The sequence below is a fragment of the Amycolatopsis sp. WAC 04197 genome (genome assembly GCF_003947475.1).
Lineage (GTDB): Bacteria > Actinomycetota > Actinomycetes > Mycobacteriales > Pseudonocardiaceae > Amycolatopsis > Amycolatopsis japonica.
Genome location: NZ_QHJK01000002.1, coordinates 835,385 through 860,502 on the forward strand (window position 1 = coordinate 835,385; position 25,118 = coordinate 860,502).

Genomic DNA, 25,118 nt, shown 5'->3' on the forward strand with positions numbered 1-25,118 from the left:
ATGGAACTGCGTCAGCTCGAATACTTCGTCGCGGTCGCCGAGGAAGCGAACTTCACCCGCGCCGCCGAGCGGCTGCACGTCGCGCAGCCCGGCGTCAGCGCCCAGATCCGCCGCCTCGAACGCGAACTCGGGCAGCCGCTGCTCGACCGGTCGGCCAGGGCGGTGCGGCTGACCGAGGTCGGCGCCGCCGCGCTCCCGCACGCCAGGGCCGCGCTCGCCGCCGTCGCCGGGGTACGGCAGGCGGTCGACGATCTCACCGGCCTGGTCCGCGGCCAGGTCGCGATGGGCATGGTGTCTTCGCGCGGCCCGGTCAACCTGCCCGATCTGCTTGCGCGTTTCCACGAGCGGCATCCTGCCGTCGACATCACGCTCGCCGAGGCGACCTCCGACGTCCTGCTCGCGGGAGTCGCCGACGGCCGGTTCGACGTCGCGCTGATCGGGGTCTCCGGCGAACCGCCGCCGGGGATCGGGCTGGAGGTCGTCCTCGACGAGCCGATGGTCGCCATCTCCGGGCCGGACGATCCGCTCACCGGACAAGCCACGATCACGTTGTCGGAGCTGGAAAGCCGGTCGCTGGTAAGCCTGCCGAAAGGCACCGGGATGCGCGCGATCGTCGACGCGGCGTTCCTCGCCGACGGCGCGCAGCCGCGGGTGACGCTGGAGGCCGGCGATCCGAACGTCGTCGCCGAACTGGTCGGGCGCGGGCTCGGGGTCGCCGTGGTGCCGATGTCGCTGGCGACGCATTACACGAAACTGCACGCCATGAAGATCACGCGGCCGGCCGGATTGCGCGCGAAACTGGCGCTGGCCTGGCGGACGGAGGGGCCGGTCAGCCCCGCCGCCCGCGTGTTCATCAGTCAGGCACGGGCGCTGCTCGGGTTGTGAGTCGCCACAGCGAGGTCACCTCCTTCGCGTCGGCTCGTCGATGCCTCGGCCGGATGTCCTCCCTGCCCAGGACTTCGAGGCCGGACCGCTCGAACGCGCCGAGGAGTTCTTCGCGAAGGCGCAGGCCCAGCAGTTCGGCGAGGTCGGAGAGGATCAGCCACGCCTCGCCGCCGGGTTCGAGGTGCCGCGGCAGCCGGTCGAGGAACGCTTTCAGCATCCGGCTTCCCGGGTCGTAGACGGCGCGTTCGAGCGGGGTGTGCGCGCGGGCGGGCAGCCAGGGCGGATTGCAGACGATCAGCGGTGCGCGGCCCGGCGGGAACACGTCCGTCTCAAGGGTTTCGACCCCGTCGAAGCCGAGCCGGGCGAAGTTCTCCCGCGCGCAGGCGAGCGCGCGGGGTTCGTTGTCCGTCGCCACCACGCGCTCGACTCCCCGATGCGCGAGGACGGCGGCGAGCACACCGGTCCCGGTGCCGATGTCGAAGGCGAGTTCCTTGGCGGGCAAGGGAGTTCTCGCCACCAGATCGACGTACTCGCCGCGGACGGGGGAGAAGACCCCGTGGTGCGGGTGGATCCTCGCGCCGAGCGCCGGGACCTCGACGCCCTTCACCCGCCATTCGTGCGCGCCGACGACGCCGAGCAGTTCGCGCAACGAGACCAGCGACGCGGCCTCGGACGGTCCGTAGACCTCGGTGCAGGCCTCGCGGACGTCCGGTCCGCGGCGCAACGGCAGGACGTGGCCCGGATCCAGCGGGACCAGCAGCCTGCCGAGGATCCGCGCCCGGCGTGACCGCTGGTTCCGCTGGTCCTGAAAGGTTTTCCCCGCCGCCGTACCGCATCGCCGGGACAACGCGGCGAGCAGGTTCCGTGCGCCGGGGAAGTCGCCGTACCAGACGAGTCCGGTGCCGGACACGGCGAGCCGGAACGCCTCGTCGGCGGTGATGCGATCGTCGACGTCGACGAGACGTTCGGGGCGTTTCGTGCCGACGGTGGTCAGCCAGCGCCGACCACCGTCCTTTGTGGACAGGGGGTTCATGATTTCCGTTCCTGTTTTCGCCCGCGGCAAAGAGACCCCGCGGGCTCCGTGGGGTGATTTCAGGAACGGCGGTTAGTGGACCGTCGCGGCATGAACCGGTGTCGACACGAAGCCGAGTTTAGCGGAACGACGCGGCGTGATCGGCCGCCCAGACCTCGAAGTCCAGGCCCGGCCTGCCGGTGACGTCCTGGACGGTCGAGGTGACCTCGCCCGGTTTCGTCACCAGCTCCCGGAATCCGGTCAGCATCGTGTCGACGACGAAGTCCGGCATCCTGGTGAGCAGTGCGGCACGGGCTTCGTCGAGCGGGAGTTCCGCCCAGTGCGCCGGGCGGCCCGCGGCCTCCCCGATGACGCGGACCTGTTCGGCCTGCGTGAGCGGCCGCGTTCCGGTGAGCGTGTACTTCGCCCCGGCGTGCCCGTCGCCGGTCAGCGCTTCGACGGCCACCGCAGCGATGTCCTTCTCGTGGATCAGCGGCATCGACGCCTCGCCGTACGCGCCGCGGACGACGCCCTCCGCGCGGATCGACGGCGCCCAGCCGAGCGGGTCAAGCCTCTTCGACGGTGCGATGCCAGGCGCCGATGGCGTTGTCCTGCTCCGCCAGTGAATCGTCGACGGCGCCCGAAGAAAGGAACACCACGCGGTTCACCCGTTCCCCGAGCAACGACACCGTGGGCACCAGGGCCTCGGCGGCGCCGGAGAGCATCAGGAACACGGTGTCGACGCCGTCGAGCGCCGGTGCGATCGTTTCCGGTTTCGCCAGATCGCCGCGGACGCCGTCCGGTGGTGGGTTCCGGCTCAGCGGCCGGACCGGGACGTCCCGCTCCCGCAGCTGGGCGACCACCTGCGAACCGACGTTACCCGTCGCGCCGGCGACCAGGATCGGCTTCATGCCGCCACCGCCGAGAAGACCGGGCGGTACCGCTTGACCGACCCGCCCGACATCCCCGGGTAGGTCTGCACCTTCTTCCACGCGTCCGTCGTCCCGATGCCGTCGGCGCCGGGGGCCGCGAGCGCGGCGAGGTGGGCTTCGGCGCTGACCCATTCGGCGTAGTTCAGCACGCGGGTCCCGTCGGTGCTCACGTGGAAGTACCCCGAGATCCCGCCCTTGGGATGCGCGGGTTCGGACGCCAGCGCTTCGAAGACGAGGTCGATCCAGTCGCGTTGCCGCCGCTCGTCGGGTCCTTCGAACTCGACCGAGACGATCACGAGGCAGCCTGGCGTCCCTTCGCCGCGGTGGCTGCGGTAGAGCTGGAACACGGGCGCGCCGTCCAGGTTCTGGATGGCGTCTTCGCTGGTCCACTGCTCGTAAGTGAAGGCGCCGTCGTGGTCGATGCCTTCGTAAGCGGTGAAGGAAACGAGCCCGTCGTGGCTCTTGTACGCCGCCCGTGCCGCGTCGGCGTCCGGCCATTCCCGAGCCACGACGACGGTCGCGTCATCGGGTGTCGGCCAATGTCCTTTGTGGATGGTCATTTCGGAGGTCCCCTGTACTGTCATGCCTCCAGCATGAAACTTAAACAAGGGTTCAAGTCAAGCTAGGATCGGGGACATGTCCGAACTCCCCATCGGGGGCTGTCGCGGCGCAGAGCACGCTTCGCCTCGTCGCGTTCATCCGCGCGTCGCACCATCTCGGCATCCCGCTCGAGGTGATCGGCGGCGTACTCGATTTCCTGCCCGAGGGCGCCGCGCCGGATCACGCGTTCTGGCGGCGGGCATCCGCTTGCTGGAGCGCCGAGCTGAACAAGCGCATCGAGCAGCTGGAGTGCATGCGGGACCGGTTCACCGAATGCAACGACTGAGCACGGCCAGTTTTCGTTCCAGCAGCCGTCGTTCGGCGCTGTTCCCCGCCTGCCGGATCGCCTCTTCGTACTCCTGGGCGGCTTCCGTCGTCCGGCCCGCGCGGTGCAGCAGATCGGCGCGGATGGCGTGGTAGAGGTGGTATCCCTCCAGGTCGAGGGCGTCGATCACGTCGAGCGCCTTCTCCGGGCCGCGTACCTCGGCGACCGCGACGGCCCGGTTGAGCGCCACGATCGGCGTCGGATTCATCGCGAGCAGCAGGTCGTACAGTTCGACGACCTGAGCCCAGTCCGTGCTCGCCGTGTCGTCGGCGTCGCTGTGGACGGCGTTGATCGCCGCCTGGATCTGGTACGGCCCTGGCTGGTTCCGGCGCAGGCAGGCGCGGACCAGCGTCTGTCCTTCGGCGATGAGCGCCCGGTCCCAGCGTGACCGGTCCTGCTCCGCCAGCAACACGACCTCGCCGTCTTCACCGGTCCGGGCGGCGCGGCGCGATTCGGTGAGCAGCATCAGCGCCAGCAGCCCGGTGGCCTCCGGTTCGTCAGGCATGAGGCCGGCCAGCAGCCTGCCGAGCTGGATCGCCTCGGCGCACAGGTCCTCGCGCACCAGCCGCTCACCGGAACTGGCCGCGTAGCCCTCGTTGAACACGAGGTAGATCACGGCGAGCACCGAACGCAGCCGGTCCGGCAGGTCGGCGTCGCCTGGGACGCGATACGGGATCTTCGCGTCGCGGATCTTGCCCTTCGCCCGGACCAGCCGCTGGGCCATCGTCGTCTCGGGGACGAAGAACGCGTGCGCGATTTCGGCGGTGGTCAGGCCACCCAGCAGTTTCAGCGTCAGCGCGACCTGCGCGGGGACGGCCAGCGCGGGGTGACAGCAGGTGAAGATCAGCCGTAGGCGGTCGTCGCGCACCGGGCCCTCCTCCACTGGTTCACTGTCCGCGTTGAGCAGCGCGGCCTGGGCGTGCTTGTCGTCGCGCGCGGCTTCCCGGCGCAGGCGGTCGACGGCCTTGTTGCGGGCGGTCGTGATGATCCAGCCCGCCGGGCTCGGCGGTGGACCGCTGGACGGCCACCGGTCCACCGCCTCGGCGAAGGCGTCCTGGACCGCGTCTTCGGCGATGTCGATGCTGCCGAAGACGCGGACCAGCACGGATACCGCGCGGCCGTACTCCTGTGCGAAGACGCGGCCGATGTCTTCGGAGGTCAGGGCACGCACGAAGGGTCTTCCACACCCTGGAACGGCCGGACCTCGACCGGGAGATAGGTGATCTCGGCGACCCGGCGGCCCCAGTCGAGCGCGGCGTCCAGATCCGGCACCTCGACGATGGTGAAACCGCCCAGGTGTTCCTTGCCTTCCAGGTACGGGCCGTCGATCGTCGCGATCTGCCCGTTCTCCGTCGCCCGCAGCACGGTCGCCGTGGTCGGCGGGTGCAGACCGGCGGCGAACACCCACACCCCGGCGGATTTCATCTCGTCGTTGAGCGCCTGGATCTTGCGCATCACCGGCTCGAGGAACTCCGGCGGCGGGAGAGGGCCGTCGGGGTGATAGAGGCTGATCAGGTACTGGGTCATGGCGTCCTCCTCGTTCGTGCGGTCTTTCACTCCCTATACGAAGGGCGACCCGCCGATTCGACAGCGACGGCGATCTTTCCGGTTTTTTTCTTTCCGCGCATTTCGTCGCAGGTCAGGCGGGCAGCCGGCAGCCGGGGCGGGACAGGTCGAGCCGCGAACCCTTGGTCAGGCAGGCGGAGATCCGGTGGACCTGCTGGCCGTAGCCGCGGCCCTTCACCGCGGTCACGGTCCCGTCCCGGCCGACCTCGCACGGGTTGCCCTCGGTGCATCGCTCACCGTCCCGGCTGTGGGTGTTGTTGATGCCCATCACCGTATTCGTGTCGAGGGTCAAAAGCGCCGCGCCGGAGCGGCCGGGCCTGCTCACGCAGGTGTCGCTCTGGGTGTAGCGGACCGCGTCGTCCTGCTGGTACCCCGCCTCACGCAGGTGCGGCACCACCGCCTCGATCGTGCATCGCGGGCGGCCGCTGGCGTAGGACATGAGCAGCCGGTCCCCGGCGCGCATCGGGCTGGTGGTCAGCCGGAAGACCTTCGCGCCCTCCCTGGCCAGCTGGGCGTAGGTCTTGTCGAGGCGGTACAGGGCGACGTCGGTGCCGGTCATCGTCGCGTACACCAATCGGGTGGCGCGGGCACTGGCCTTCGGGTAACCGTCCCGGCCGGCGATGGTGACCGGGCGGGGCAGGTCGGCGGGCCGGTCGACCAGGGCCTTCCCCGGTGCGGGCCGTCCGCTCGGCACGCAGTGGCCGTTGGTCAGCACCAGCGCCGGATCGTGGGGACGGGCGGAGGCGGCACGCACCACCGCGCCGTTGCAGTCGCCCACCGCGGCCGTGCCCTCCACGTCCGGGCCGGGGTCGTCCGGCGGGACGTCGGTGCCGGTCACGATGCCGTTGATCCAGGCCGAGTTCTTCGCGACGTCGGTGTACATGTCGGGGAAGTCGGCGCCCCGGATACCCGGTCCGATGACCGTTCCCGCCAGCGCCCAGCCGTCGCCCGAACGGACCAGGGCGGGACCGCCGGAATCCGTCATCCCCGGCCCGACCGGCGGATCGGTGCGGCCGACGCACAACGGCAGGGTGTGCCCGTCGTCGTCCCAGCAACGGTCGAGCGGCACGACCTCGGTGTCCGCTTCACGCAGCTTGCTCGGGTAGCACTTCGGGTCGGCGAAGTCGCCGCAGCCGGTCGACGCCGCGCCCCAGCCGAGGATGCGGACGGGGGTTCCCACGGCGGGACTGCTCCCGGCGAGCCGGATGGGCTTGGCTCGCACGGGTTCGCGCAGGTGCAGCAGCGCGATGTCCTCCCCGGGCGGGTTGTAGGAGAGGTGGCGACGGTAGAACTTGTCGACGTCGGTGACCTCACCCCCGGCGGTGGTGTCCAGCGAGCCGACGCGGACCTTCCAGCCGCGGGGGACGCCCGCCGTCGCGCCGTTCGGGGTGTTGGCGCAATGGCCGGCGGTGACCGCCCACTGCGGGGCGATGAGCACCGCCCCGCACCGATGGCCGTCCGGGCGGGGAGAGTCGTACTGAAGCGAGACCATGAAGTCGTAGGGCTTGGTGGACTCGGTGCCGCCGATGACGGCCGCCGCGGGGGCGGCGGTCGCCGTCATCAGGGTCAGCGCGAGCGCGAGGGATCGGATTCGCATGCGGATCACGCTGGCCGGTCCGTGTCCGCGGAACTCGATGAGCACGTAACAGTTCCGTGCGCGGTCTGACTGGTACTGCCGGACCCAGGCTGAACAGACCGTGCCATCTCCGCGCGCGGCCCGGTTTTCTGGACTTGTCACCCCGAGTCCACTTAGGAGAAACAGAAATGACGAACTCCCCGGCACCGCACGCGAACAGGGTCGCAGTCGTCACCGGAGCGTCCAGCGGGATCGGCGAAGCGGCCGCCCGGCGGCTGGCCGCCTCCGGTGCGGCTGTCGCGCTCGTCGCCCGCCGGGCCGACCGGCTCGAAACCCTCGCCAAGGAGATCGAACGGGACGGCGGCACCGCGCTCGTGCTCGCGGCCGACGTCGCCGACGCCGACGCGATGCGGGCCGCCGCGGCCGAGGTCGAAGCGAAACTGGGCCGTGCGGATCTGCTGTTCAACAACGCCGGCGTGATGCTGGCCGCGCCGATCGACGAACTCGCCACCGGCGACTGGCAGCGCATGATCGACGTCAACATGACGGGTCTGATGAACGCCATCGGCGCCTTCGTCCCGCAGCTGGTCGCTTCGGCGGCCGAGAAGGGCGTCGCGGACCTGGTGAACACCTCGTCCATCGGCGCGCAGGCTGTCTTCCCCTCCTTCGCCGTGTACGTCGCTTCGAAGGCTTACGTGACGCACCTGTCGAAGAACCTTCGCGCCGACCTCGGTCCGAAGGGGGTGCGGGTCGCGGCGATCGAGCCGGGTCTGGTCGAGACCGAACTGCAGGGGCATGTCACCGACGCCGGTGCCCTGGAGTGGCTGGACGGCGCGCGCGAGACGCTGACCTGGCTGAAGCCGGAGGACATCGCCGAGACCGTGGCGTTCCTGACCTCGCTCCCGGCGCGGGTGAACCTCCAGCAGGTCACCGTGATGCCCACCGCGCAGGTCTGAGCCGGTTTCAGGGGAACAGGATCCGGGCGATCGCGCGGGCGGCGGTGTCCGGATCCTCCTGGAGTTCGGCGCGCAGCGCGCCGGTGAGCCACAGGTTCGCGAACCCGTGCATCAACGACCACGCGGCGACCCCCGCCATCGCGTCGTCGCTGACCGACGACGCGCCGCTGGTCAGCAGGGCCCCCGCGCGGTCACGGGCCGCGGTCAGCGCCTCGTCGTCCTCGCGGTGGAGCTCGGGGCGGAACATCACCTCGAAATGCGCGCGATGCTCGATCGCGAAGCGCACGTACGCCACCCCGACCTCGACGAAGCCCCGGTCGCCTTCGGCAGCGAGCGCGTCCGCGAGCAGGTCGAACCCCTCGGCGGCCAGCGCGGTGAGCACCCCGGCCTTGTCGCCGAAATGGTGCACCGGCCCGGCGTGCGAGACCCCCGCGCGCCGGGCGAGGTCGCGGAGGCTGATCCCCGCCGGGCCGTGTTCGGTGATGGCCGCGACGGCGGCGTCGAGCACGGCCCGGCGGAGGTCGCCGTGGTGGTAGGGGCATGGTCATGGATCCCGGTCTCGTCCCCGTACTGATGCTGATCGCCGTCACGGCGACGTTGTCCCTGCTGGGCGTCTTCGGCGTCCGGCGGCTGAAACCCTGGCCGGTGGCCGTGCGCGGCGGTGTCGCGGCACTGTTCGTCACCACCGGTCTCGCGCATTTCATCGGCATGCGCGAGGAACTCGTCGCGATGGTGCCGCCCGCGCTGCCCGCGCCGGGGCTGCTGGTCACCGTCACCGGCGTCCTCGAACTCGCGGGCGCCGCGGGAATGCTGTGGTCGCGTACGGCGCCTTGGGCGTCCGCCGGGCTGACGCTGTTGCTGCTGGGGATGTTCCCGGCGAACGTGTACAAGGCGCTGCACGGTCCGGTGACCTCGACGATGGACGAACTGGTGCCGCGGAGCCTGATGCAGGTGGTCTTCCTGGCCGCGACGGTTTCGCTGGTGGTGCATTACGTCCGTATGCCGGACAGACCCTTTTCCCAAAGGAGACCTTAAGTCTTTCCCAAGTTCGGGGTCCGGTGCCGAGAACGGCCCTACCCTCTGAGAATGAAGATCTCATTGTGGATCGGATTCTGTGGGCTGTGCATCCTCGCCGGGCACATGCTTCTCGGTGCTGTCGGTGTCGTACTGCTGATGAGCTGCCTCCCGGCGGGGCGCGAACACGAATCCGGTGACAGGAAAGCGCCCGCGCGGCTGGCCTGAACTCAGCCCAGCGCGCTGGCGAAGGCGAGGCCGCCCAGAACCGGAACGGCGATCGCCGCGAGCAATACCGTCCGCCGGCTCGGTTTGGGACTTTCCAGTAATGCGCGGACACCGGCCGGAACCAACGCGAGACAAAGTCCGGCGGTACCGATGATCGACACGATTTCGGTGCCCTTCAAAACCCCGAGCGGCAGAAGTCCCATCGTCGCCATCCCGATCGACCCGGCGACATCGAGCACTTTCGCCCGATAGGCGGCGAATGCGAGTACGTACCAGCCGAACATGATCGTGAACGACAGAAAACTGAACAGATGCAGATCCTGGTACGACTCGCTGACCACACCCTCGGCGAAACCGGCGCCGTGCCGTTCGGCAAGGCTGAGGGCGGCTTGGTCGATCCCGGCGTGGAAGGTCCGCTCGAAGAGTCCGAAAAGGACGAACAGGCCACCCCAAGCGGCCAACGCGGGCTTGGTACGGCCGATCTTGGTGGCGATGGCGACCATCGCGGGCCATAGCAGGACGTTGCCCGCCAGGAAACACGTGTACGCGGCGGTCATCAGCGCGGGATGCTCGCTCATCGCTTTCAGCTGGTCGGGGAAGAAGAAGTTGAAGCGTGACCGTAATAGCGTTCCGGTGAGCAGCAGGAGCGGGCCGAGGATCATCGAGACCGCGGCGATGCGGCGGCCGGGGAAGACGTGGTCGGTTTCCATGCTGTGAGCGTGCCGATCGCGGTGGGTGGGCGGATCGGGTCAGGGGCCGATTTCGCGGGTCAGACCGTGGGTGGAGTTTGCGTGTGGGTGCTGTGATGTGGGTGTCGCCGTTTTCCGGCGACAGGCTCAGGCAGAGAGACCGGACGGCGGCAGCTTCAGCCCGGTCGGGCCCGTTACCGGTTTTTGGTTATGGGTCGGAACGGGGAGACTGTCAGTGGCAGTTTTGTGGCTGAGTCCGGCCCGCCTGTCGCCGTTTTCCGGCGACGGGCTCAGAACGGTGGCGGCTCGTCGGCTGCCGGGCGGGGTTCGTGGAGCGGTGGCGGTGTGCTGTCGTAGCGCTGTCCGGTGGGTGTGGTGATCGTGAGGGTGCCATCGGTGGCGAGGTGGTAGGTCCAGCCGGGTTCGTCTTTCAACCGGTGGTCGCGGCGGCAGAGGTCGATGAGGTCGGTGTCGGTGGTGTGTCCGCCGTGCTGCCATGGCACCGCATGATCGATGTCGCACGCCTGCGCCGGGCGATGGCAGCCGGGTCTTCGGCACTCACGGTCCCGCACCCGCACGAACTCCGCCAAACCCGCGCTGGGCCGGCACCGGTCCCGGCCGAGATCGAGAACCTGTCCTGACAGCGGATCGGTGATGATCCGCCGCAACACACTGTTCCCACCCATGGCGATCTCCCTGGCCAACGCGGCAGGGATCGTGCCATGTCCCGCGAGCTCCGCCGGATCCTCGTTCAGGCCGAGATAAGTGAACAAATCCATATAGAGAAACACCTCGCTGCGCTCACTCGCCCCGCCCTGGCCACCGAGCAGCAGATCGAGGGCGACATCCGCCCGCAACTGCTCCAACGTACGAGTCTCACCACCGGTTCTGAGTGCGCGCGCTTCACGGTCGATCCGCTGATACGCGGCAGCGACCTTCTCCACCGGCCCATCCTCGACCTCGATCGACGCCACCCCCATCTCACCATGCCGCACAGTCAGCCGGCGGCCTTCACGGTGCTGATCGGCCCGTTTACCGGCACCCTCGGGATCGACGGTGTTCGCCGCATGGTTCGCGGCTTTCCGCACCTGATCCGGGTTCTTGCCCGCGATCCGCTCTTCCAGCAGCGCGTCGACCGCTTGAGCGTCCTCGTCGGAGAGCCAGGCGGTGGCCGTCGCGACTTTCATCGCGCTGAACCCGGCCAGCTTCCCCTCATCCATCAGATTCAACGTGCGGGGTAGGCGGGTGGTCAGCGCGTCCGCGGCGGCGACCAGCGCACCCGCATGATTGTCCACAAGGGACAACTCAAGCGCGACCTCCTGCGCCACACTCCGCGCACCCTCACGATGCCGATTCAGCTGCGCCAACGCCCGAAACCGGACCGCTTCCAGGCGCGCGATCCCCGCCGACGCGGCCTGCGCCAACGAGACGGAATCCTTGTCGTCCAAAGAATCCACCACGGAGTTCACCGCGGCCAACACCACGGCGTCGACGATGCTCTCCAAGAGCGCCACAGGCGCGGAATGAGTGTCCACCCCACGAACATACGACCCGCCACCGACAATTCCCGGCCGCACGAACGGCAGACGCATTGCCGATTTTCGGCAACGATAGAACTGTCGATGTCGCCGATTCCCGGAAACACCACCATCCGGCGCCCAGTCCGAAGACCCGGCACCGGACAGCGGCGTTCCCCACTCAACTACCGTCGAGTGCCACCGCGACATCCCCGATCGGCAGCGGGAAGTCGCCGACCTTTGTCGCCGCACCGGTCAGCAGATTGACGCTGTAGAAGGCCGACGGCCCGGCGGCCGGGTTGAGCACGGCGAAACCGCTCACCGAGGTCGTCTTGCCGTTGGTCAGATCGCTGTAGATGTCGAAGCCCGCGATCGGGCCGGTGTCGACGCCGAGCGCGCCGGTCGGGCTGAGGAATCCGTTGTTGGCCGGCGCTTGGACGAGTACCTGGTCGGTGGCCGTGCCGATGTCGAACAACGTGGTCGCGGTGTCGGGGTTGAGATCGTTGTTCGTGTAGGCGGCCGCCGTGACACCCCTGGTCGGCCCGCCGGCCGGCGGCGTGGTCAGGACGGTGTCTTCGATCGTGACGTGGTCGCCGAGATTGTGCCGCAGGTTCTGCCCGTAGTCGCTGATCACCCGGAGCCGGTCGGCGGCCGGGTTGAAGTCGACGCCGAAGTCCTTGCCGTACAACGGAACGCTCAGTTGCGAGACCTTCGTGACGATGACGTCGGGTGCCGCGGGCGGGAACTTGATCGTGTAGATACAGCCTTTCTCGCCCACGCCGTACAGCAAACCGTTCTGGACGCGGAAATCGAGCCCGATCAGGCGCGTTTCCCCGCAGGTGAGTCCCTGTACGAGCCGGACCCAGTCGAGGACCTGGGGTGTGTCGGTGTAGAAGGTGGCCATCAGCTTGCCGTCCGACGAGATCGCGAACGCCCGCGGCCCGGCGGCCTGCGCCGAGTTCGCGGTCCCGACGACGAGCGCCGTCGCGAGCGCCACCACGGCCAAGACCTTCGTGAGTCGTGCCCTCATCCGTACTCCCCTCAGCGGAAACTGTGCGAGCACAAGCTATTCGGCGGCACTGGACGGCCATTGGACGTCGGTTGGACCCGGCATCCGGCGGCTTGCGGACGAGCGAGTCCGGCGGAACAGTGGGAGCGATGAACGTCCTTGTCTGCTCGGCGATCCTCTGCGCCGGTCTCACGTTCGCCGTGCCCGGTGAAGCGGAAGCGGTCCGGGAATGCGCTTCCGGTGCCAAGGTCATCAAGCCGGTCGTGCTCGAAGATCCGGGGAGGTGGACCTACACGTTCGACCTTTCGTGGTGCGCCGAGGGCGGGAGCATCGTTTGGGCGGAGCCCTCGGTGACGGCGCGGGTGCACAGCCCGGCCTGTCGCTGGGTCGGCCGCGTCGAGGAGTCGATCAGGCGACTCCCGGACAAGACGTGGAGCGTGTTCGACATGAGCGAGTTCTCCTGCCTGGACACCGCGGGCAAGGAACACGGCGTCAACCCGTGGGTCGTCGTGACCTTCCACCCGGCGGGCGCGTACGACACCAGCGGCGACATCGCGGTCTAGGCACGGAGGATCGAATCCACCGCGGCCGACGCCTGTCTTCGCAACGCGTGATAGCCCGCCTGCTCGGCGAGGGCGAGCGCCTGACGGGCCTGCCCGAGGTCGCCGGTGACGGTGGCGAGCCCGATGAGCGCGTCGGCTTCGGGATACCGATCACCGGTTTCCCGTAACAGCACCAAAGCCTGCCGGTACCGGCGGACGGCGTCCTGCCGGTGTCCCGCGCGCTGGTGCACGTGCGCGAGTGCGACGAGCGCCTCGCCCTCACCGCGTGGTTCGCCGGTCTCTCGCGCGAGTCGCAGCCCTTCGCGCGCGTGGTCGAGCGCGTCCGAGTGACGGCCGAGATCGCAGTACACCGACGCGAGCCTGCCGAGCGTTTCCGCTTCCCCGGCGCGATTCCCGGCCTCGCGATGCAGCGCGAGCGCCTTGGTGAGCAGTCCGGCGGCCTCCGTGACCCGGCCGCGGGCGTGCTGCGTCTGCCCGAGGTTGGCCAGGTTGATCGCCTCCCCGTAACGCGAGCCGATGCCGCGATACCGGCGCAGTGCTTGGACGTAATGCCCCGCGGCCCCGGAAAGATCGCCCATCTCCCACTGCACCAGCCCCAGATTGCCCAGCGCGACGGCCTCCCCGGCGGGTGTTCCGGCGCGTCTGCTCAGCTCCAGCCCTCGCGAAAACCGTGCCGCGGCCGCCGGGAGCCGTCCGGATTGCCAGTACACGCAACCGAGATTGCCCAGCACCGCGGCCTGCGCCTCCACCCAGCCCGACCGCCGGGCAAGCACGAACGCGCCGGTGTAGTCCCGGACGGCCTTTCGATACCGTCCCTGACGGAAACCCAGGTCCGCCAGGCTGAACCGAGCGGACGCACGGGCACGGAGATCGCCGTCCTGTTCGGCGGCGGACGACGCGGCTTCGGCGGTCGCCCGCCATTCCACCTGGCGCGACGACATCCAGAAGTAGCCACGCAGGGCGTCGGACAGCAGCCAGGCGACCGAAAGCGGTCCGGTCCGCGCCGCGTCTTCGGCGACGGCGGCAAGACTTCCCAGCTCGGTTTCCAGCCAGTCCGCCGCCGCGGCGGGAACCGGGCCGTCGGGCACGGACAGCGGGAGCCGGAACATGTGCGGGTACAACAGTTTCGCCGCGACGTCGACGCCACGCAGGTACCACTCGTGCAGGCGTTGCCGGGCGGATCCGATCTCCGCCGGGGATTCCCGCAGGCGATCGGCGGCATAACGGCGAAGCAGGTCATGGAAGTGATAGCGATCCGGCGCGTGTTGCTCTACGAGATGTGCGCCGGCGAGCGTGTCCAGCATCCGTCCCGCCTCATCCGAACCGGTGAGGATCTCGACCGCTTCGACGCCGATGTCGTTACCCGGCACCAGGCTCAGCAGCCGGAACAGCCGTCGTGTTTCCGCGGGCAAGGCCGCGTACGAAAGGTCGAACGCGGTCCGGACGGCGATCTGCTCGTCGCCCGGCACGGAGAGCGCGGCGAGCGGATTGCCTTTGCGCAGCTCGATGGCGTAGTCCTCGATACCGTTCCCGGGATCGTCGGCGAGATTGGCCGCCGCGATCCTCAGCGCCAGCGGAAGATACGCGCACAGCCCGGCCACCTCGACGGCCGCTTCGTGCTCGGCCCGGACGCGCTCGACGCCGAGCAGCCGCGCGAGCAGTTCCAGCGCTTCACCGGGATCGAGGACACCCAAGGTGATCCGTCGGGCGCCGTGCAAGGCGACCAGCCCCGCCATCCGGTCCCGGGCGGTGACCAGCACCAGACAGCCGGGGCCGGCGGGCAGCAGCGGCCGGACCTGCTCGACGTCGACGGCGTTGTCCAGTACCACCAACGCCTTCCGGTCGGTCATCAGCGTCCGGTACAGCGCGGACGCGGTCTCCGTGTCCGCGGGAAGCCGTTCGGCGGGGATCTCCAGCGCGGCCAGGAACCGGGTGAGCACTTCGAGTGCGGTCGCGGGCGCGCCGCCGGAATGGCCGCGCAGGTTCGCGTAGAACTGCCCGTCCGGGAACCGGTCCTTCATCCGATGCGCCCAGTGCACGGCCAGCGCGGTCTTCCCGGCGCCCGCCGTTCCCGTGACGGCCGCGATCGCCACCGCGCCACCGGAGCCGCCGGGGCGCGGCACCAGTTCGTCCAAAATGGACAGTTCGGTCACCCGGCCGGTGAAGCCGGGTGGTTCGGCGGGCAACTGCCGGGGGACCCGGGTCGCGGGACGCGGGCTCGGGAGCGGTTCGCCGTCTTCGAGCAGGGCGGTGTGCGCCGCGACGAGTTCAGGCCCGGGTTCGACGCCCAGTTCTTCGAGCAGCCGCTCACGAACGTCTTGGTAGAGCCGGAAAGCCGTCGCCCGCTGGCCCGCGCGATGGTACGCGCGGAGCAACCGCGCCTGCGCGGGTTCGTCCAGCGGCTGATCCGCGGCGGCTTCGACCAGTTCGGTCAGCACTTCGTCGGCGGCGCCGATCGCGAGCATCGCGTCGCCGTAGCGGGCGAGCAGCGCGCGGCGTTCCGCGAGGAGGGCCAGGACCTTGGGATGCGTTGCGAGCGAAGGCACATCGGCCAGCGGCCTGCCACGCCACCGGCGCACGGCCTCGCCGAACAGGGACGCGGCGCGCCCGGTCTCGCCGTCGCGCTGGGCGTCGTTCGCTTGGGCGACGAGCCCGCGGACGTGGGGCAGGTCGATTTCGACGGCGTCCCAGCGCACCGCGTAACCGCCGCCGACATGGGGCAGGATGTCGCTTCCGGATCGCGACGGGCGGCCGGGTTCCAGCAACCGCCGCAGGTGTTTGACGTGGGTCTGGAGGACGTTCACCGCGCTGCGCGGCGGCCGGTCACCCCACAGCGCGTCCACCAGTTCCTGCTTGGACATCGCCTCGCCGCCGGCGAGCACGAGCAATCCCAGGACGGCGCGGCGGCCCGGTGGGCCCAGGTCGACCTCCGCCCCGGCCAGCCACACGCGCAGCGAGCCCAGCACCTGGATCCGCACGGCCACCGGCAGGAACGTAGCGAGCCCTTCCGCGCCGCACAAGGAAGAACGACGGAAAGGGCCCCGCTGCGCCCGGCTTTGGGGCCGCTCAGGCTAATGCCCGGCGGGCTGCAGGTCGTGGCCGTTCCAGGTGAACCGGGCCGTGGTGACCGCGTCGTCGCCGTCGCCGCCGGTGATGAGCTGGTGGATCCCGACGCCGCCGAGTTCGGCGTAGGTGCACCATTCGTGGTCCGACGTCAGCATCAGGTCGAGGTCGAGTGCGGACAGCAGGCCGAACACCTGCCCCCGGTTGGTGGTGTCGACGCCGACGAACACCTCGTCGAGCAGGATCACCCTCGGCGCCTCGGGCGCGGCCTGGTAGTGCGCGGCGACGGCGGCGAACAGCGGCAGGTGCAGCGCGATCGCCTTCTCCCCACCGGAAAGCGCGCCGTGCAGCTTCTTGGTCAGCAGCTGCCAGCCCGCCCCGTTCGCGCGGTCCACCTTGACCACGAACCGGTGCCACGACGTGTAGTCGAAGACCTGCGCGAGCTGCTGTTCCCAGCTGGTCGCCGTGTCGTCCGCCTTCGCCTGCTCGACGCGCTCACGGAAGAACTTGTGCAGCGACACGCGGTCTTCGGCGGTCAGCTGATCCGGATCCTTCAGCAGCAGATCCCGCGCGGTCTTGGTGCCCGGCGGCAGATCCGGGGAGACCTGCCAGACCAGCCGGACGGCGACCCGCGACGCGGTCCGCACGCGTTCCAGCCGCGCGTTCATCCCGTCGACGAGGTCGTTGGCCTGCCGGATGCGGGCCGCGAGATGACGGCGGGTGTCGCCGGTCAGCGTCTTGTCGAACAGGTCGCTCTCGCGGTCGGTGATCTCGTGCCTGCTCTGTTCCGCTTCCGCGTAAAGGATCTTGAGCAGTTCGGCCGCGCCGACCCGCAGCCCGTCGACGACGGCGGTGAAGATCTGGACGTCCTCGTCCGTCTCCAGATCGAGTTCCGCGCGCGAGCTGAGCGTGTTCCGGCACGTGTGCACGGCTTCCGACAGCCGGTGCAGTGCCTCGCCGAGGTTGCTCGGCGCGTGCGGCACGGACGGCCACGCCGCGGCCACCAGCCGGGCCGTGTCGAGCGCGGCACGGACACTCTCGGACGCGGACAGGGTGGCCTGGAACTTCGGCAGATCCTCGATCCCGCCGTCCGCGGGGAAGATCCCGGTGGCGAGCTTCCGGAACCGGAGCGCGGCGGCGTCCTGCTTCTTGGCCGCCTCTTCGCGTGCCCGCGCGTCGGTGGTCCGGCGGACGCCGAGCGCGCCCAGCGACACCGCGAGCTCCTTGGCGTCGGCGTTCGCGGCGCGGAGTTCGCCCGAGAGTTCACGCAGTTTCGTGCGCAGGCCGTCGATCTCGGCGAGCACCTCGCGCTGGCCGGTGCCGACCGTCCCGTCGATCGCGTCGAGCATCGCGGTGAGCTTGGTGCGTTCGGCCTCCGCGTCGGCGGCCTCCTCCTCGCGCCGGGCCGCGTTCCCCTCCGACCGGTCCGCCTGCTCGGCGCACAGCTCGGCCCGCTGGGTCGCGGTGAGCAGGTTTCCGTGCTCGTACAACCAGTTCTCGCCCTGGTCGGAGTACGTGCGCAGGGCCGTCGCGAGTGCGGCCAGCGGCGCGCGTTCGGTCGGCAACCCGGATTCCGAAGCCTGCGCGGTCAGCTCGTGCAGCGCGGTCTTGGCCTCGATCTCCAGCGCGGAGACGGCGCCCTCCAGATGCCGGACGGCGGCGTCGGCGGCGGTCAGCTCGGCCTCGGCCGTGGTCAGTTCCCCTGTGGCGGCAAGGAGATCGTCGTGACCGGGGCGGGCGGCGCGTTCGATCTTGATCAGCTCGCGCCTGCCGCGCAGGGCGGCCAGTTCGCCCTCCAGCTCGGCGATGGTCTTTTCACGGAGGGAGATCTTGTCCCGCAGCGCGGCGATGCGGCGTTCGCGCGCACGCAGCCGCGCGGAACCGCCGATGTAGGCCGGGGCGTCCTTCGTCCAGCTGCCCGACAGGCTGCCCATCCGCCAGCCACCGTCCGCGCCGATCGCCGCGGGACCGGCGGGGAGGGTGTCGTCGAACGCGATCACTTCCAGGATCCGGCGGATCTTCGTCGGGGAAACCTCCGCGTCGGGTTCCGGCACGAGGACGTCGGCGAGCGAACGACCGGAGGCCACCGGCAGCGTCCCGGACTCCGCGAGCACGTCGTGGCCGTCAACGACCCCGTGGGAGTTCACCCAGGCGTCCAGCAGTCCGGCGCCTTCGAGCGCGGCCTCGATCCCCGCGTGGCTGCTTTCCGGGACCGAGCCGGCGAAATCGACCAGCCGCCACAACGGCGCGCCGCTCATCTCGGCCCGGTCCGCCGTGCGGGTGCGCGGCGGCTCGGGCGCGAGGATGTTCTCCGTTTCGAGCACGCCCGCCTCGACGAGGAGTTCGTCGTGCTCGGCGCGCGCGGTGGCCAGCGCGGCACCGGTCGCCGCCTCCCGCCGGATGATGTCTTCGAGCACGGTCTCGGCGACGACGCCGAGCCTGCCCAGCAGCGAGACCTCCGCCTCGGCGTCCCGCACGACCGCTTCCACGTCGGGGAACCGCAGCTCGCGGCAGCCGATCGCCCATTCGGCGAGCCGGGTGCGCAGATCGCTCAGCGCGAGTTCCCGCGTCGCCGTCGTGAGTTCGACCCGCTCCTGCGCGACCGAGAAATCCGCTCGTGCGCGGTCCAGATCCGCCTCGGCCTGGTGACGTCGTCCGACGGCGCGTTCGTGTTTGTCCAGTGCCCGGCCGAGCGCCTCGACCTGGTCGCGTTTGCCGCGGACGGCGGCCTGCAGCAACGGGCGGAGCCGGGCCGGTTCGTCCAGCCCGGCGACGAGTTCGTCGTGTACCCCGGCCAGATTCGCGCGGGTCGCGGCGGCGCGGACCTCGGTCTCCAGCGAGCGCACGAGGTCGGCCTGCCGTTTCGCGACCTGCTTCGCCGCCCGTGAGCGCTCCTCGTCGGCGTCCGCCTCGGCACGGAGCCGGTCCGCGTCCGCGCGCAGTGCCTCCGCTTTCTCGCTCGTGGACAAGGTCCGTTGCCGCAGCTTGTCGAGCTCCTGGCCCTTGCGGTACGACTCGGATTCGGTCAGCCCCGACAGACGCGCTTCGGTCTCTTCGACGTCTTTTTCGAGCTTCGCCGCCCGTTCCTCGGCGGCCTCCTTCTTCGCGGCGACCTCGTCGTGCTCCTCGGCCGAACGGCGGGCGGCCGCGGCGAGTTCGTCGAGTTCCGTGGTGGCGTTGATGAGGTTCGCGGCGCCCGCGCGCAGCACACGCTGGGCGTAAGTCTTCTGCCGCGCGGCGAGCGCACGGGTCGCGTCGACCTCGGTCTCCAGCGAGCCCAGCCGCTCGCGTTGCGCGTCGAGCCGCTCGAAACCCTCGGCGAGATCCGCGATCTCCTGCTGCCCCAACGGCGGAAGCGCGCGGGAGAGCAGGTTGGACAGCAGGCTCGGGTCGAGCCGCTGCGAGAGTTTGGGCATCCGCAGCTGGAGCAGCGCGGTGATCAGCGCGTCGTAGCGCTGTTCGCTCAAGGTGGGGAACAGTTTCGCGCGGATCTCAGCGCGGTACTCGGCCGCGCCGTCGTGCACCGTCCCGTGCTCGCCGAGCGTCTCCTCCAGCGCGCCCTTGGTCAGCGGCTGACCGGCCTCGTTGACCAGCGGCAAGCCGTCGCCCACGCGCAGATCGGTGGTGAAGAAGTCGGCGTGCACCGTGCTGGTGTGCGTGCTGGCCTGGAGCCGCGCGCCGCAGGTGAACCACTTCTCGCCCGACATGCCGAATTCGAGCCAGACGTACCCGACCCGCGTGGCGCCGGACGCGCCTTCGCCCATCAGGTTCCAGTGCATGCTGCGCTCGCTGGTGCCGAACGTCGACAACCGGTTGGCGCGCAGGCTCGCGTCGAACAGGAACGGCAGCAGCAGCTCCAGCGCCTTCGACTTCCCGCTCCCGTTGGGACCGCGCAGCAGCAGGCGCCCGTCGTGGAACTCGAAGATCTCGTCGTAGTAGCGCCAGATGTTGAGGATGCCCGCACGGGAGGGGATCCACCTCGTCACGGTCACGGCGCCTCCTCGGTGCGGTCGGTGTACCTCGCGGCGGCCGGGAGCGGCCGGACGAGTTCGGCTTCGGTGCGGACCAGTCCGAAGCCGGTCAGCACGGCGAGCGCGTCGACGGTCAGCCGTCGCACGCCGTCCTTGCCCCGGTAGGTCTTGGCCCAGCGCGGGAAGCGTTTCAGCAGTTTGGCGGCCGCCTTCTGCAGGTAATCGATGGTCCGCGGCTCGTCGAGCGCGTCGAGCAGCAGGAGCGCGGCGACCTTGGCGTTGCTGCCGTCGTCCGGGAACCGCTCGTCGGTGGCCAACCCGTCGACATCGACGAGCAGCACACCCTCCGCGCGCTCTTCGAGGACGAAACCGCCCTGCTCGGCGGCACGCCGCAGCAACTGGCGTCCGGTCGGCGTGCCGAGGTACGCGCGTTCCTCCGCGGTCAGTTCGGCGAAGTACAGCACCGGATCGTCGACGAGACGGCGGAACACCGTGTGCCGCAACCACAGGTTCCGCTGGACGTCCGACGCGCTCGGCGTGTCCTCGTGGCGGCCGGAGGAAAGGCCGTAGCGCTGCTCGTGCGACACCGCCTCCAGCAGTTCCTCGAACCGCAGCGCGACATCGTCGGCGGGCACGGCCAGTTGGGAAGGACCGACCGGCGAGGCGAGCAGCCGAAGCAACAGTGTCGCGTCGACCCGGAACAGCACCTTCGCCGCCGGATCGTCCACAAAGGACTCCGGATCGCCGTCGGCGGCTTCGAGCACGCCGTAGGACTCCAGCAGTTTGAGGACGTCCACGAACGCCAGCCGCTCCGCCCTGGTGGCGACGTCGAACGTGGTGACGAGATCGTCGGCGGCGCTCGCCTGCGCGACGCGGCCGGCGAGGAGCCCGATGGTCGTCACCGGCACGGTCAGCAGTTCGGCCGCCACCACGCACAGCAGGACGTAGCGGCGGCGGTCGAACGCCGCGCGCCCGGAGCGCAATCGTCGCGCCGGTCGGGTGGGGTCGGCGGCCGCGCGGACCTTGACCAGCCGCGCGTAGCCGAGCCGCGGTTCGACCGTGAGTGTCCAACCGCAGTAGTAGTCGAACCACTGCCGGATGGGTTCGCGGCGGCGCCGGATGAGGTCGAAGGTCTCGGGGGAGCCGCGTTCGCCGATCAGCGGGGTGGCCAGCAGGGCCCGGATCCCGCGCGCGACCTCTTCGCGTTCCGCGATGACCAGTTGGTTCGTGAGGCTCACGCACCGCCTCCGGCCGTGCTGATCTCGATTTCGTAGTCGGGGCCACGGAAGACGCCGCTCGTGGTGGTCAGGCGCGCGACCGCGCCGTTCCGCGGTGGCCGCAGGACGATCTCGATCTGGCCGTCGGACGTCGTGCTCCGCCGCGCGCCCTCCGCGCCGGGAGGCCTGCCCAGCGCCTGTCCCAGCAGGTCCAGCAGCCGCTCGAAAACGGTGTGGTCCAGCTTCTCGAACGCCGAAAGCCGCACGACGCCGCCGGTGTCGAGCATGTTCCACGCCGCTTCGAGCTCGGCGCGTTCCTGCAGGGCCTTTTCGGCTCTCGCGGCTCTGATCGCGCTGACGTCGCGGACCCGCCCGGTCCGGGTGAACCGCTCGGTGCGGCCGGCGGAGCGGAGCAGTTCCGACACCTCGACCGGCGGCGCGTCGAGCCATGAGGCCGTCGTGCTGACCACTTCCGGGTCGGCGTGGGCGAGATGCGCGTGCCGCGCGGAGCTCAGCCCGAACATCGTGGACCACAGGCGATGCAGGTCCTCCTGCGCCGGGACGACGGTGAACCACCGCGCCAGCTCGCGGAAATCGGCGACCGCGCTGCTCGCGCGCCGTCGCGACTCGGTGATCCGGTCCAGCACCTGGAGAAGCGTGATGATCGCCCGCCGCGCGAGGTTGTGGAGGTCCTCGACCCGCGGTGTAGCCCCGTCCTCGGGCAGGAACCACGCGCGCAGCCCGTCCCACCGCGCCTTGCGGACGTCGAGCCAGCGCTGATCCGGGTTGAGGAGGGCCGCCCCGTTGAGAGCCCGCCGGTGCACGCGCTCGATGCCGTGGTCGTCGATCTCCTTGATGCGGGTGGCGATGGTGTGGGTGTGATGCTCGAGGTCGTTGAGGAACTCCTGCAGATACGCGACCGTCGCCGCCTTGACCTCGTGGAACGTCGCGAGGTCGGCCTCCGCGTGCAGCAGGCGCTGGAGGTCGCCGTTGAAGCGCTTCGTGTTGTCGCGGAACGCTTCGAGGTGGCCCTCGACTTCGGTGAGCGTGCTGAACACGCGCCTGTCGGTGCCGTCTTCGAGCTGCTTCGCGAGCTCACCGAGCCGTTCGCCGAGCGCTTCGAGCGTCGCCGTCTGAAGCGCCCCGGTCGCGTTGAGCACCTCGTTCGCGCGGACCACACCCGCGTACGCCGCCTCGCCCTGCCGGGTCAGCGCGTACTGGAGATTGCGGCGCTCGTACTCGGACGCGGTCCGGTAGTCACCCGCGTGGCTCTGGACGACGTCGAGGTGGCCCTGGCCCTTGAGCTGGTCCAGCGCTTTGACGAGGTCTTCGTCGGCGAGCGTCTCCAGCCAGCCGACCTCACGCAGCCGCGTGCGGACGTCGTCGATCCCGAGCGCCGTCTCCAGCCGCTCGTTCGCCTCACCGAAGGCGTGCAGGATCGCCAGGGGAAGCCCTGATCTGCTCCCGTCGGTGAAACGGAACAGCTCGGGCGGTACACGGAACGGATCCATGCGTCCTCCGGCGGATGGTGCGTGGAGGTACACGTTAGGGGGTCACCCAGGCGAGCCCGAACGGCCCATCTTTTTCACGCAGAGTGCTCACGTCGTGAACATCTCGAGACGCACCGTGGTCCCCTCGACGGTGACCCTGCGGTAGACGTGACGACCGTTGACGACCCGGTCGTCGTTCAGGACCCCGGGCGCGAAGTTCGACCCTTCGAGCAGCTTGGGCACGTCCTCCGCAGGCAGGGTGAGGACGACGACGTAGCGCGAGTCGATACCCCGGTCGTACTGCGTCTCCAGCACCTTGCCGCTGGCGGGCATCGAGATCCCGCCGAACCGGAAGGCGTCCTCCGGCGTCGGGCTCGGCGGGGGCGTCGCACAGCCGGCCAGGAGGAGGGCGAGGACCGCGAGGAGGGCTTTCACCTAGCGTGAGACGCACGGTGGACGTAAGCGTTCCGTCACACTTGGACGGGGATGACAGGGGCGGTGCGACACGTTGTACTGGGTGTCAACGACCGAAGGAGATCTACAGTGACGGAAAAGGCTGTTCTCGCGGGCGGCTGCTTCTGGGGCATGCAGGACCTGTTCCGCCGGCACCCCGGGGTCGTCTCCACCAGGGTCGGCTACACCGGCGGCGACGTGCCGAACGCGACCTACCGCAACCACGGCTCCCACGCCGAAGGCATCGAGATCGTCTTCGACCCCGCGCAGCTGACGTATCGGCAGATCCTGGAGTTCTTCTTCCAGATCCACGACCCGACGACCCGCAACCGCCAGGGCAACGACATCGGCACGAGCTACCGGTCGGCGATCTTCTATACCGACGACAAGCAGAAGCAGGTCGCCGAGCAGACGATCGCCGACGTCGACGCCTCCGGGAAGTGGCCGGGCAAGGTGGTCACCGAGGTGACCCAGGCCGGTGACTTCTGGGAAGCCGAGCCGGAGCACCAGGACTACCTGGAACGCATCCCGAACGGCTACACCTGCCACTACGTGCGGCCGGAATGGCAACTCGGGGAGCGCTGATCGTCGCGCTGCACGTCTCTTCCGTGCACGCGTACGAGGGCCGTCCCTCTGACGGCCCTCGCCACGATCCCACTCCGGTCTCGCGCGACCACGTCGAGGTGCGCGCGGGACTGGGGCTGGTGGGGGACCGGTACTTCAACCATCCCGCGCATCGCTCGGCCGCGGTGACGCTCTTCTCTTCCGCTGTCCCTGGTGATCCGCTGCTGGCCCGGCGGAACATCGTGCTGTCGGGCTTCGATGTGGACGCTGTGCCACGAGGCTCCGTGGTGACTCTGGATTCCGGTGACGGTCCTGTGCGGTTTGAGGTGCACCGGCCCGCGAATCCGTGCGCTTGGATGGACGTCGTCTACCCTCGCGGGACTTTCGCCGCCCTGCGGGGCCGCGGTGGGAAGCGCTGCGTGCCGCTGGACGACGGCGTCTTACGCGTCGGTCCGGTAGAGATCTACTAGGCCCTTTTTGATCTGCTCCGCCGTCATCCTCTGGCGCTGGTAGACGTACTGCGCCGCAGCCAGCGGCGCCAGGATCGCATCGGCCCTGAAGTGCACGTCCGCTTCCGGCTCGATCTCGCTGATCAACGCGACCAGGTGACTGTGGTGCAGCCTGTACGCGCCGGTCACGAATCGAGCCATCGGCGTCTCCGTCTCCGCGACCATCAGCAGCTCGCCATGCGTCTCAAGCCTGTCGACGTACGCTTCCAGGAACGCCCTCAGTCTTTGAGCCGCCGCAGCCCCGGGTCCCAACGGCGGCGGCCCACTGATGAACGCTTCCTGGAACTCGCGCTCGTTCTCGTCGAGTAGCGCCTGCGCCAACGCCCCCTTGTCCGGAAATCGGCGATACACAGTTCCGATCCCGACGCCCGCCTCCGCCGCGACCTCGTCCAACGCGAGCCCGTCGATCCCTTTGGCCGCAACGAGCTTGGCCGCCGCGCGGACGATCTTCTGCCGGTTGCGAGCCGCGTCCGCCCGCTCTGGAGTCCCGGCTCCTGCGATGGGAAGCACCTCGTGAGCCTAACCGGTGGACAAGTGGAACTTTCTCCAGTTAACTAAGTGGAGAAACTTCCACTTAAGGAGACTTGGATGTCCGTCGAACACTTCACGAGCGATGACGCTTCGACCTGGTTCCAGCGGCTCGACCAGCAGATCTTCTTGGCCGACGTCCTCGCGCAAGACAGCGGCGCGGCCATGTCCGTCGGCTTCGCCCGCTACGGCAAAGGGGAGAAGAACCCCTGGAAGATGACCTACGACGAGGCCCTCGTCATCACTTCGGGCGTTTTCACGGTCGAGGGCCCTTCGGGCTCTGTGACGGCTCGGGCCGGCGAGGCGATCTACCTGCGTTCCGGTGCCGAGGTCGTCTACGTGGCCGAGGAGGACACGGAACTCGTCTATGTCACCTATCCGCATTGGCTGGCCGCCACGGAGTCGTCGGCCGAAGCGCATCGCCTCGACGACTTCCACGAGGCCGGGTAAA

At 69.7% G+C, this 25,118-nt stretch carries 26 protein-coding genes; 9 read left to right on the forward strand and 17 right to left on the reverse strand.

The features are described from left to right. The gene (locus DMC64_RS11225; protein ID WP_125733428.1) at positions 1–885 is read left to right on the forward strand and encodes a LysR family transcriptional regulator; all 885 of its coding nucleotides are present in this window, start codon (positions 1–3) and stop codon (positions 883–885) included. On the opposite strand, the gene DMC64_RS11230 is transcribed toward DMC64_RS11225, so the two are convergent. The 4 genes from DMC64_RS11230 to DMC64_RS11240 all read right to left on the reverse strand — a co-directional run bounded on the left by DMC64_RS11230 (position 854) and on the right by DMC64_RS11240 (position 3,413). Beyond that, a complete protein-coding gene (locus tag DMC64_RS11230; RefSeq protein WP_125733429.1) occupies positions 854–1,918 on the reverse strand; it encodes a class I SAM-dependent methyltransferase in 1,065 nt (354 codons plus the stop codon). The two genes, DMC64_RS11225 and DMC64_RS11230, sit on opposite strands and share 32 nt — an antisense overlap. Before the next feature lie 118 nt (positions 1,919–2,036). After that, positions 2,037–2,396 carry a hypothetical protein gene (locus DMC64_RS43200; RefSeq protein WP_233629615.1) on the reverse strand — a complete coding sequence of 120 codons (360 nt, stop codon included), beginning with the start codon at positions 2,394–2,396 and terminating at the stop codon, positions 2,037–2,039. A 67-nt stretch (positions 2,397–2,463) separates the two neighbouring features. Beyond that, the gene (locus DMC64_RS43205) at positions 2,464–2,808 is read right to left on the reverse strand and encodes an SDR family oxidoreductase (RefSeq protein WP_233629616.1); all 345 of its coding nucleotides are present in this window, start codon (positions 2,806–2,808) and stop codon (positions 2,464–2,466) included. After that, positions 2,805–3,413 (reverse strand): antibiotic biosynthesis monooxygenase, encoded by a 609-nt coding sequence (locus tag DMC64_RS11240; protein ID WP_233629617.1) that lies wholly within the window; start codon positions 3,411–3,413, stop codon positions 2,805–2,807. Before DMC64_RS11240 ends, DMC64_RS43205 begins: the two co-directional genes overlap by 4 nt. 149 nt (positions 3,414–3,562) lie before the next feature. On the opposite strand from DMC64_RS11240, the gene DMC64_RS11245 reads away from it, so the two are divergent. Next, positions 3,563–3,715, forward strand: coding sequence for a hypothetical protein (locus tag DMC64_RS11245; protein WP_233629618.1), 153 nt, complete (start codon positions 3,563–3,565; stop codon positions 3,713–3,715). On the opposite strand, the gene DMC64_RS11250 is transcribed toward DMC64_RS11245, so the two are convergent. The 3 genes from DMC64_RS11250 to DMC64_RS11260 form a co-directional block, all read right to left on the reverse strand. Further along, on the reverse strand, positions 3,696–4,925 hold the full coding sequence (locus DMC64_RS11250; protein WP_125733430.1) for an RNA polymerase sigma factor: 1,230 nt from the start codon (positions 4,923–4,925) through the stop codon (positions 3,696–3,698). The two genes, DMC64_RS11245 and DMC64_RS11250, sit on opposite strands and share 20 nt — an antisense overlap. Further along, positions 4,913–5,281, reverse strand: a complete 369-nt coding sequence (locus DMC64_RS11255; RefSeq protein WP_037348084.1) for a YciI family protein — start codon at positions 5,279–5,281, stop codon at positions 4,913–4,915. The genes DMC64_RS11250 and DMC64_RS11255 overlap by 13 nt, the downstream gene beginning before the upstream one ends. Positions 5,282–5,393: 112 nt before the next feature. After that, positions 5,394–6,917 (reverse strand): trypsin-like serine protease, encoded by a 1,524-nt coding sequence (locus DMC64_RS11260; RefSeq protein WP_125733431.1) that lies wholly within the window; start codon positions 6,915–6,917, stop codon positions 5,394–5,396. A 167-nt stretch (positions 6,918–7,084) separates the two neighbouring features. Here DMC64_RS11260 and DMC64_RS11265 point away from each other — a divergent pair, with 167 nt between their 5' ends. Further along, entirely contained in the window at positions 7,085–7,852 is a 768-nt protein-coding gene (locus DMC64_RS11265; RefSeq protein ID WP_037347902.1) for an SDR family oxidoreductase, read from the forward strand. A 7-nt stretch (positions 7,853–7,859) separates the two neighbouring features. Here the strand turns inward: DMC64_RS11265 and DMC64_RS11270 are convergent, their stop codons facing one another. Then, the gene (locus DMC64_RS11270; RefSeq protein WP_125733432.1) at positions 7,860–8,360 is read right to left on the reverse strand and encodes a TetR/AcrR family transcriptional regulator; all 501 of its coding nucleotides are present in this window, start codon (positions 8,358–8,360) and stop codon (positions 7,860–7,862) included. Positions 8,361–8,392: 32 nt separating this feature from the next. Here DMC64_RS11270 and DMC64_RS11275 point away from each other — a divergent pair, with 32 nt between their 5' ends. Both DMC64_RS11275 and DMC64_RS42665 read left to right on the forward strand, forming a co-directional pair. Beyond that, positions 8,393–8,887 (forward strand): DoxX family protein, encoded by a 495-nt coding sequence (locus DMC64_RS11275; protein WP_125733433.1) that lies wholly within the window; start codon positions 8,393–8,395, stop codon positions 8,885–8,887. 51 nt (positions 8,888–8,938) lie between these two features. After that, the gene (locus tag DMC64_RS42665) at positions 8,939–9,094 is read left to right on the forward strand and encodes a hypothetical protein (protein ID WP_158073286.1); all 156 of its coding nucleotides are present in this window, start codon (positions 8,939–8,941) and stop codon (positions 9,092–9,094) included. Positions 9,095–9,096: 2 nt separating this feature from the next. On the opposite strand, the gene DMC64_RS11280 is transcribed toward DMC64_RS42665, so the two are convergent. The 3 genes from DMC64_RS11280 to DMC64_RS11290 all read right to left on the reverse strand — a co-directional run bounded on the left by DMC64_RS11280 (position 9,097) and on the right by DMC64_RS11290 (position 12,330). Next, a complete protein-coding gene (locus DMC64_RS11280) occupies positions 9,097–9,804 on the reverse strand; it encodes a hypothetical protein (RefSeq protein ID WP_125733434.1) in 708 nt (235 codons plus the stop codon). Between the two features lie 269 nt (positions 9,805–10,073). Beyond that, positions 10,074–11,297, reverse strand: coding sequence for an HNH endonuclease signature motif containing protein (locus tag DMC64_RS11285; protein ID WP_125733697.1), 1,224 nt, complete (start codon positions 11,295–11,297; stop codon positions 10,074–10,076). A 184-nt stretch (positions 11,298–11,481) separates the two neighbouring features. Then, the gene (locus tag DMC64_RS11290) at positions 11,482–12,330 is read right to left on the reverse strand and encodes a DUF4394 domain-containing protein (protein ID WP_125733435.1); all 849 of its coding nucleotides are present in this window, start codon (positions 12,328–12,330) and stop codon (positions 11,482–11,484) included. A 128-nt stretch (positions 12,331–12,458) separates the two neighbouring features. On the opposite strand from DMC64_RS11290, the gene DMC64_RS11295 reads away from it, so the two are divergent. Continuing rightward, complete coding sequence (locus DMC64_RS11295) at positions 12,459–12,872, forward strand: hypothetical protein (protein WP_125733436.1); 414 nt, start codon at positions 12,459–12,461, stop codon at positions 12,870–12,872. Here DMC64_RS11295 and DMC64_RS11300 read toward each other — a convergent pair. The 5 genes from DMC64_RS11300 to DMC64_RS11320 form a co-directional block, all read right to left on the reverse strand. Continuing rightward, entirely contained in the window at positions 12,869–15,856 is a 2,988-nt protein-coding gene (locus DMC64_RS11300) for a BTAD domain-containing putative transcriptional regulator (protein ID WP_233629619.1), read from the reverse strand. The genes DMC64_RS11295 and DMC64_RS11300 overlap by 4 nt on opposite strands. Positions 15,857–15,943: 87 nt before the next feature. Then, complete coding sequence (locus tag DMC64_RS11305) at positions 15,944–19,927, reverse strand: TIGR02680 family protein (protein WP_125733437.1); 3,984 nt, start codon at positions 19,925–19,927, stop codon at positions 15,944–15,946. Next, positions 19,924–21,144, reverse strand: a complete 1,221-nt coding sequence (locus DMC64_RS11310; RefSeq protein WP_125733438.1) for a TIGR02678 family protein — start codon at positions 21,142–21,144, stop codon at positions 19,924–19,926. Before DMC64_RS11310 ends, DMC64_RS11305 begins: the two co-directional genes overlap by 4 nt. Beyond that, positions 21,141–22,634 carry a TIGR02677 family protein gene (locus DMC64_RS11315; protein WP_125733439.1) on the reverse strand — a complete coding sequence of 498 codons (1,494 nt, stop codon included), beginning with the start codon at positions 22,632–22,634 and terminating at the stop codon, positions 21,141–21,143. The genes DMC64_RS11310 and DMC64_RS11315 overlap by 4 nt, the downstream gene beginning before the upstream one ends. A gap of 87 nt (positions 22,635–22,721) precedes the next feature. Continuing rightward, positions 22,722–23,048, reverse strand: coding sequence for a hypothetical protein (locus tag DMC64_RS11320; RefSeq protein ID WP_125733440.1), 327 nt, complete (start codon positions 23,046–23,048; stop codon positions 22,722–22,724). A 108-nt stretch (positions 23,049–23,156) separates the two neighbouring features. Here DMC64_RS11320 and msrA point away from each other — a divergent pair, with 108 nt between their 5' ends. Together msrA and DMC64_RS11330 are read left to right on the forward strand one after the other, a co-directional pair. Then, complete coding sequence (gene msrA, locus DMC64_RS11325) at positions 23,157–23,651, forward strand: peptide-methionine (S)-S-oxide reductase MsrA (protein WP_063273222.1); 495 nt, start codon at positions 23,157–23,159, stop codon at positions 23,649–23,651. Beyond that, positions 23,630–24,100, forward strand: a complete 471-nt coding sequence (locus DMC64_RS11330) for a molybdenum cofactor biosysynthesis protein (RefSeq protein WP_125733441.1) — start codon at positions 23,630–23,632, stop codon at positions 24,098–24,100. Before msrA ends, DMC64_RS11330 begins: the two co-directional genes overlap by 22 nt. Here the strand turns inward: DMC64_RS11330 and DMC64_RS11335 are convergent. Beyond that, positions 24,071–24,649, reverse strand: coding sequence for a TetR/AcrR family transcriptional regulator (locus DMC64_RS11335; RefSeq protein ID WP_125733442.1), 579 nt, complete (start codon positions 24,647–24,649; stop codon positions 24,071–24,073). The genes DMC64_RS11330 and DMC64_RS11335 overlap by 30 nt on opposite strands. Before the next feature lie 78 nt (positions 24,650–24,727). On the opposite strand from DMC64_RS11335, the gene DMC64_RS11340 reads away from it, so the two are divergent. Beyond that, the gene (locus DMC64_RS11340; RefSeq protein WP_125733443.1) at positions 24,728–25,117 is read left to right on the forward strand and encodes a cupin; all 390 of its coding nucleotides are present in this window, start codon (positions 24,728–24,730) and stop codon (positions 25,115–25,117) included. The last annotated feature ends 1 nt before the right edge of the window (position 25,118 follow it).

What these genes read in the sequence shown, in the direction of transcription:
- DMC64_RS11230 (WP_125733429.1), bottom strand. Translation starts at nt 1,918, where the DNA reads ATGAACCCCCTGTCCACAAAGGACGGTGGTCGGCGCTGGCTGACCACC.
- DMC64_RS11280 (WP_125733434.1), bottom strand. Translation starts at nt 9,804, where the DNA reads ATGGAAACCGACCACGTCTTCCCCGGCCGCCGCATCGCCGCGGTCTCG.
- DMC64_RS43205 (WP_233629616.1), bottom strand. Translation starts at nt 2,808, where the DNA reads ATGAAGCCGATCCTGGTCGCCGGCGCGACGGGTAACGTCGGTTCGCAG.
- DMC64_RS43200 (WP_233629615.1), bottom strand. Translation starts at nt 2,396, where the DNA reads ATGCCGCTGATCCACGAGAAGGACATCGCTGCGGTGGCCGTCGAAGCG.
- DMC64_RS11330 (WP_125733441.1), top strand. Translation starts at nt 23,630, where the DNA reads ATGGCAACTCGGGGAGCGCTGATCGTCGCGCTGCACGTCTCTTCCGTG.
- DMC64_RS11225 (WP_125733428.1), top strand. Translation starts at nt 1, where the DNA reads ATGGAACTGCGTCAGCTCGAATACTTCGTCGCGGTCGCCGAGGAAGCG.
- DMC64_RS11340 (WP_125733443.1), top strand. Translation starts at nt 24,728, where the DNA reads ATGTCCGTCGAACACTTCACGAGCGATGACGCTTCGACCTGGTTCCAG.
- DMC64_RS11315 (WP_125733439.1), bottom strand. Translation starts at nt 22,634, where the DNA reads ATGGATCCGTTCCGTGTACCGCCCGAGCTGTTCCGTTTCACCGACGGG.
- DMC64_RS11275 (WP_125733433.1), top strand. Translation starts at nt 8,393, where the DNA reads ATGGTCATGGATCCCGGTCTCGTCCCCGTACTGATGCTGATCGCCGTC.
- DMC64_RS11290 (WP_125733435.1), bottom strand. Translation starts at nt 12,330, where the DNA reads ATGAGGGCACGACTCACGAAGGTCTTGGCCGTGGTGGCGCTCGCGACG.
- DMC64_RS11255 (WP_037348084.1), bottom strand. Translation starts at nt 5,281, where the DNA reads ATGACCCAGTACCTGATCAGCCTCTATCACCCCGACGGCCCTCTCCCG.
- DMC64_RS11265 (WP_037347902.1), top strand. Translation starts at nt 7,085, where the DNA reads ATGACGAACTCCCCGGCACCGCACGCGAACAGGGTCGCAGTCGTCACC.
- DMC64_RS11295 (WP_125733436.1), top strand. Translation starts at nt 12,459, where the DNA reads ATGAACGTCCTTGTCTGCTCGGCGATCCTCTGCGCCGGTCTCACGTTC.
- DMC64_RS11240 (WP_233629617.1), bottom strand. Translation starts at nt 3,413, where the DNA reads ATGACAGTACAGGGGACCTCCGAAATGACCATCCACAAAGGACATTGG.
- DMC64_RS42665 (WP_158073286.1), top strand. Translation starts at nt 8,939, where the DNA reads ATGAAGATCTCATTGTGGATCGGATTCTGTGGGCTGTGCATCCTCGCC.
- DMC64_RS11260 (WP_125733431.1), bottom strand. Translation starts at nt 6,917, where the DNA reads ATGCGAATCCGATCCCTCGCGCTCGCGCTGACCCTGATGACGGCGACC.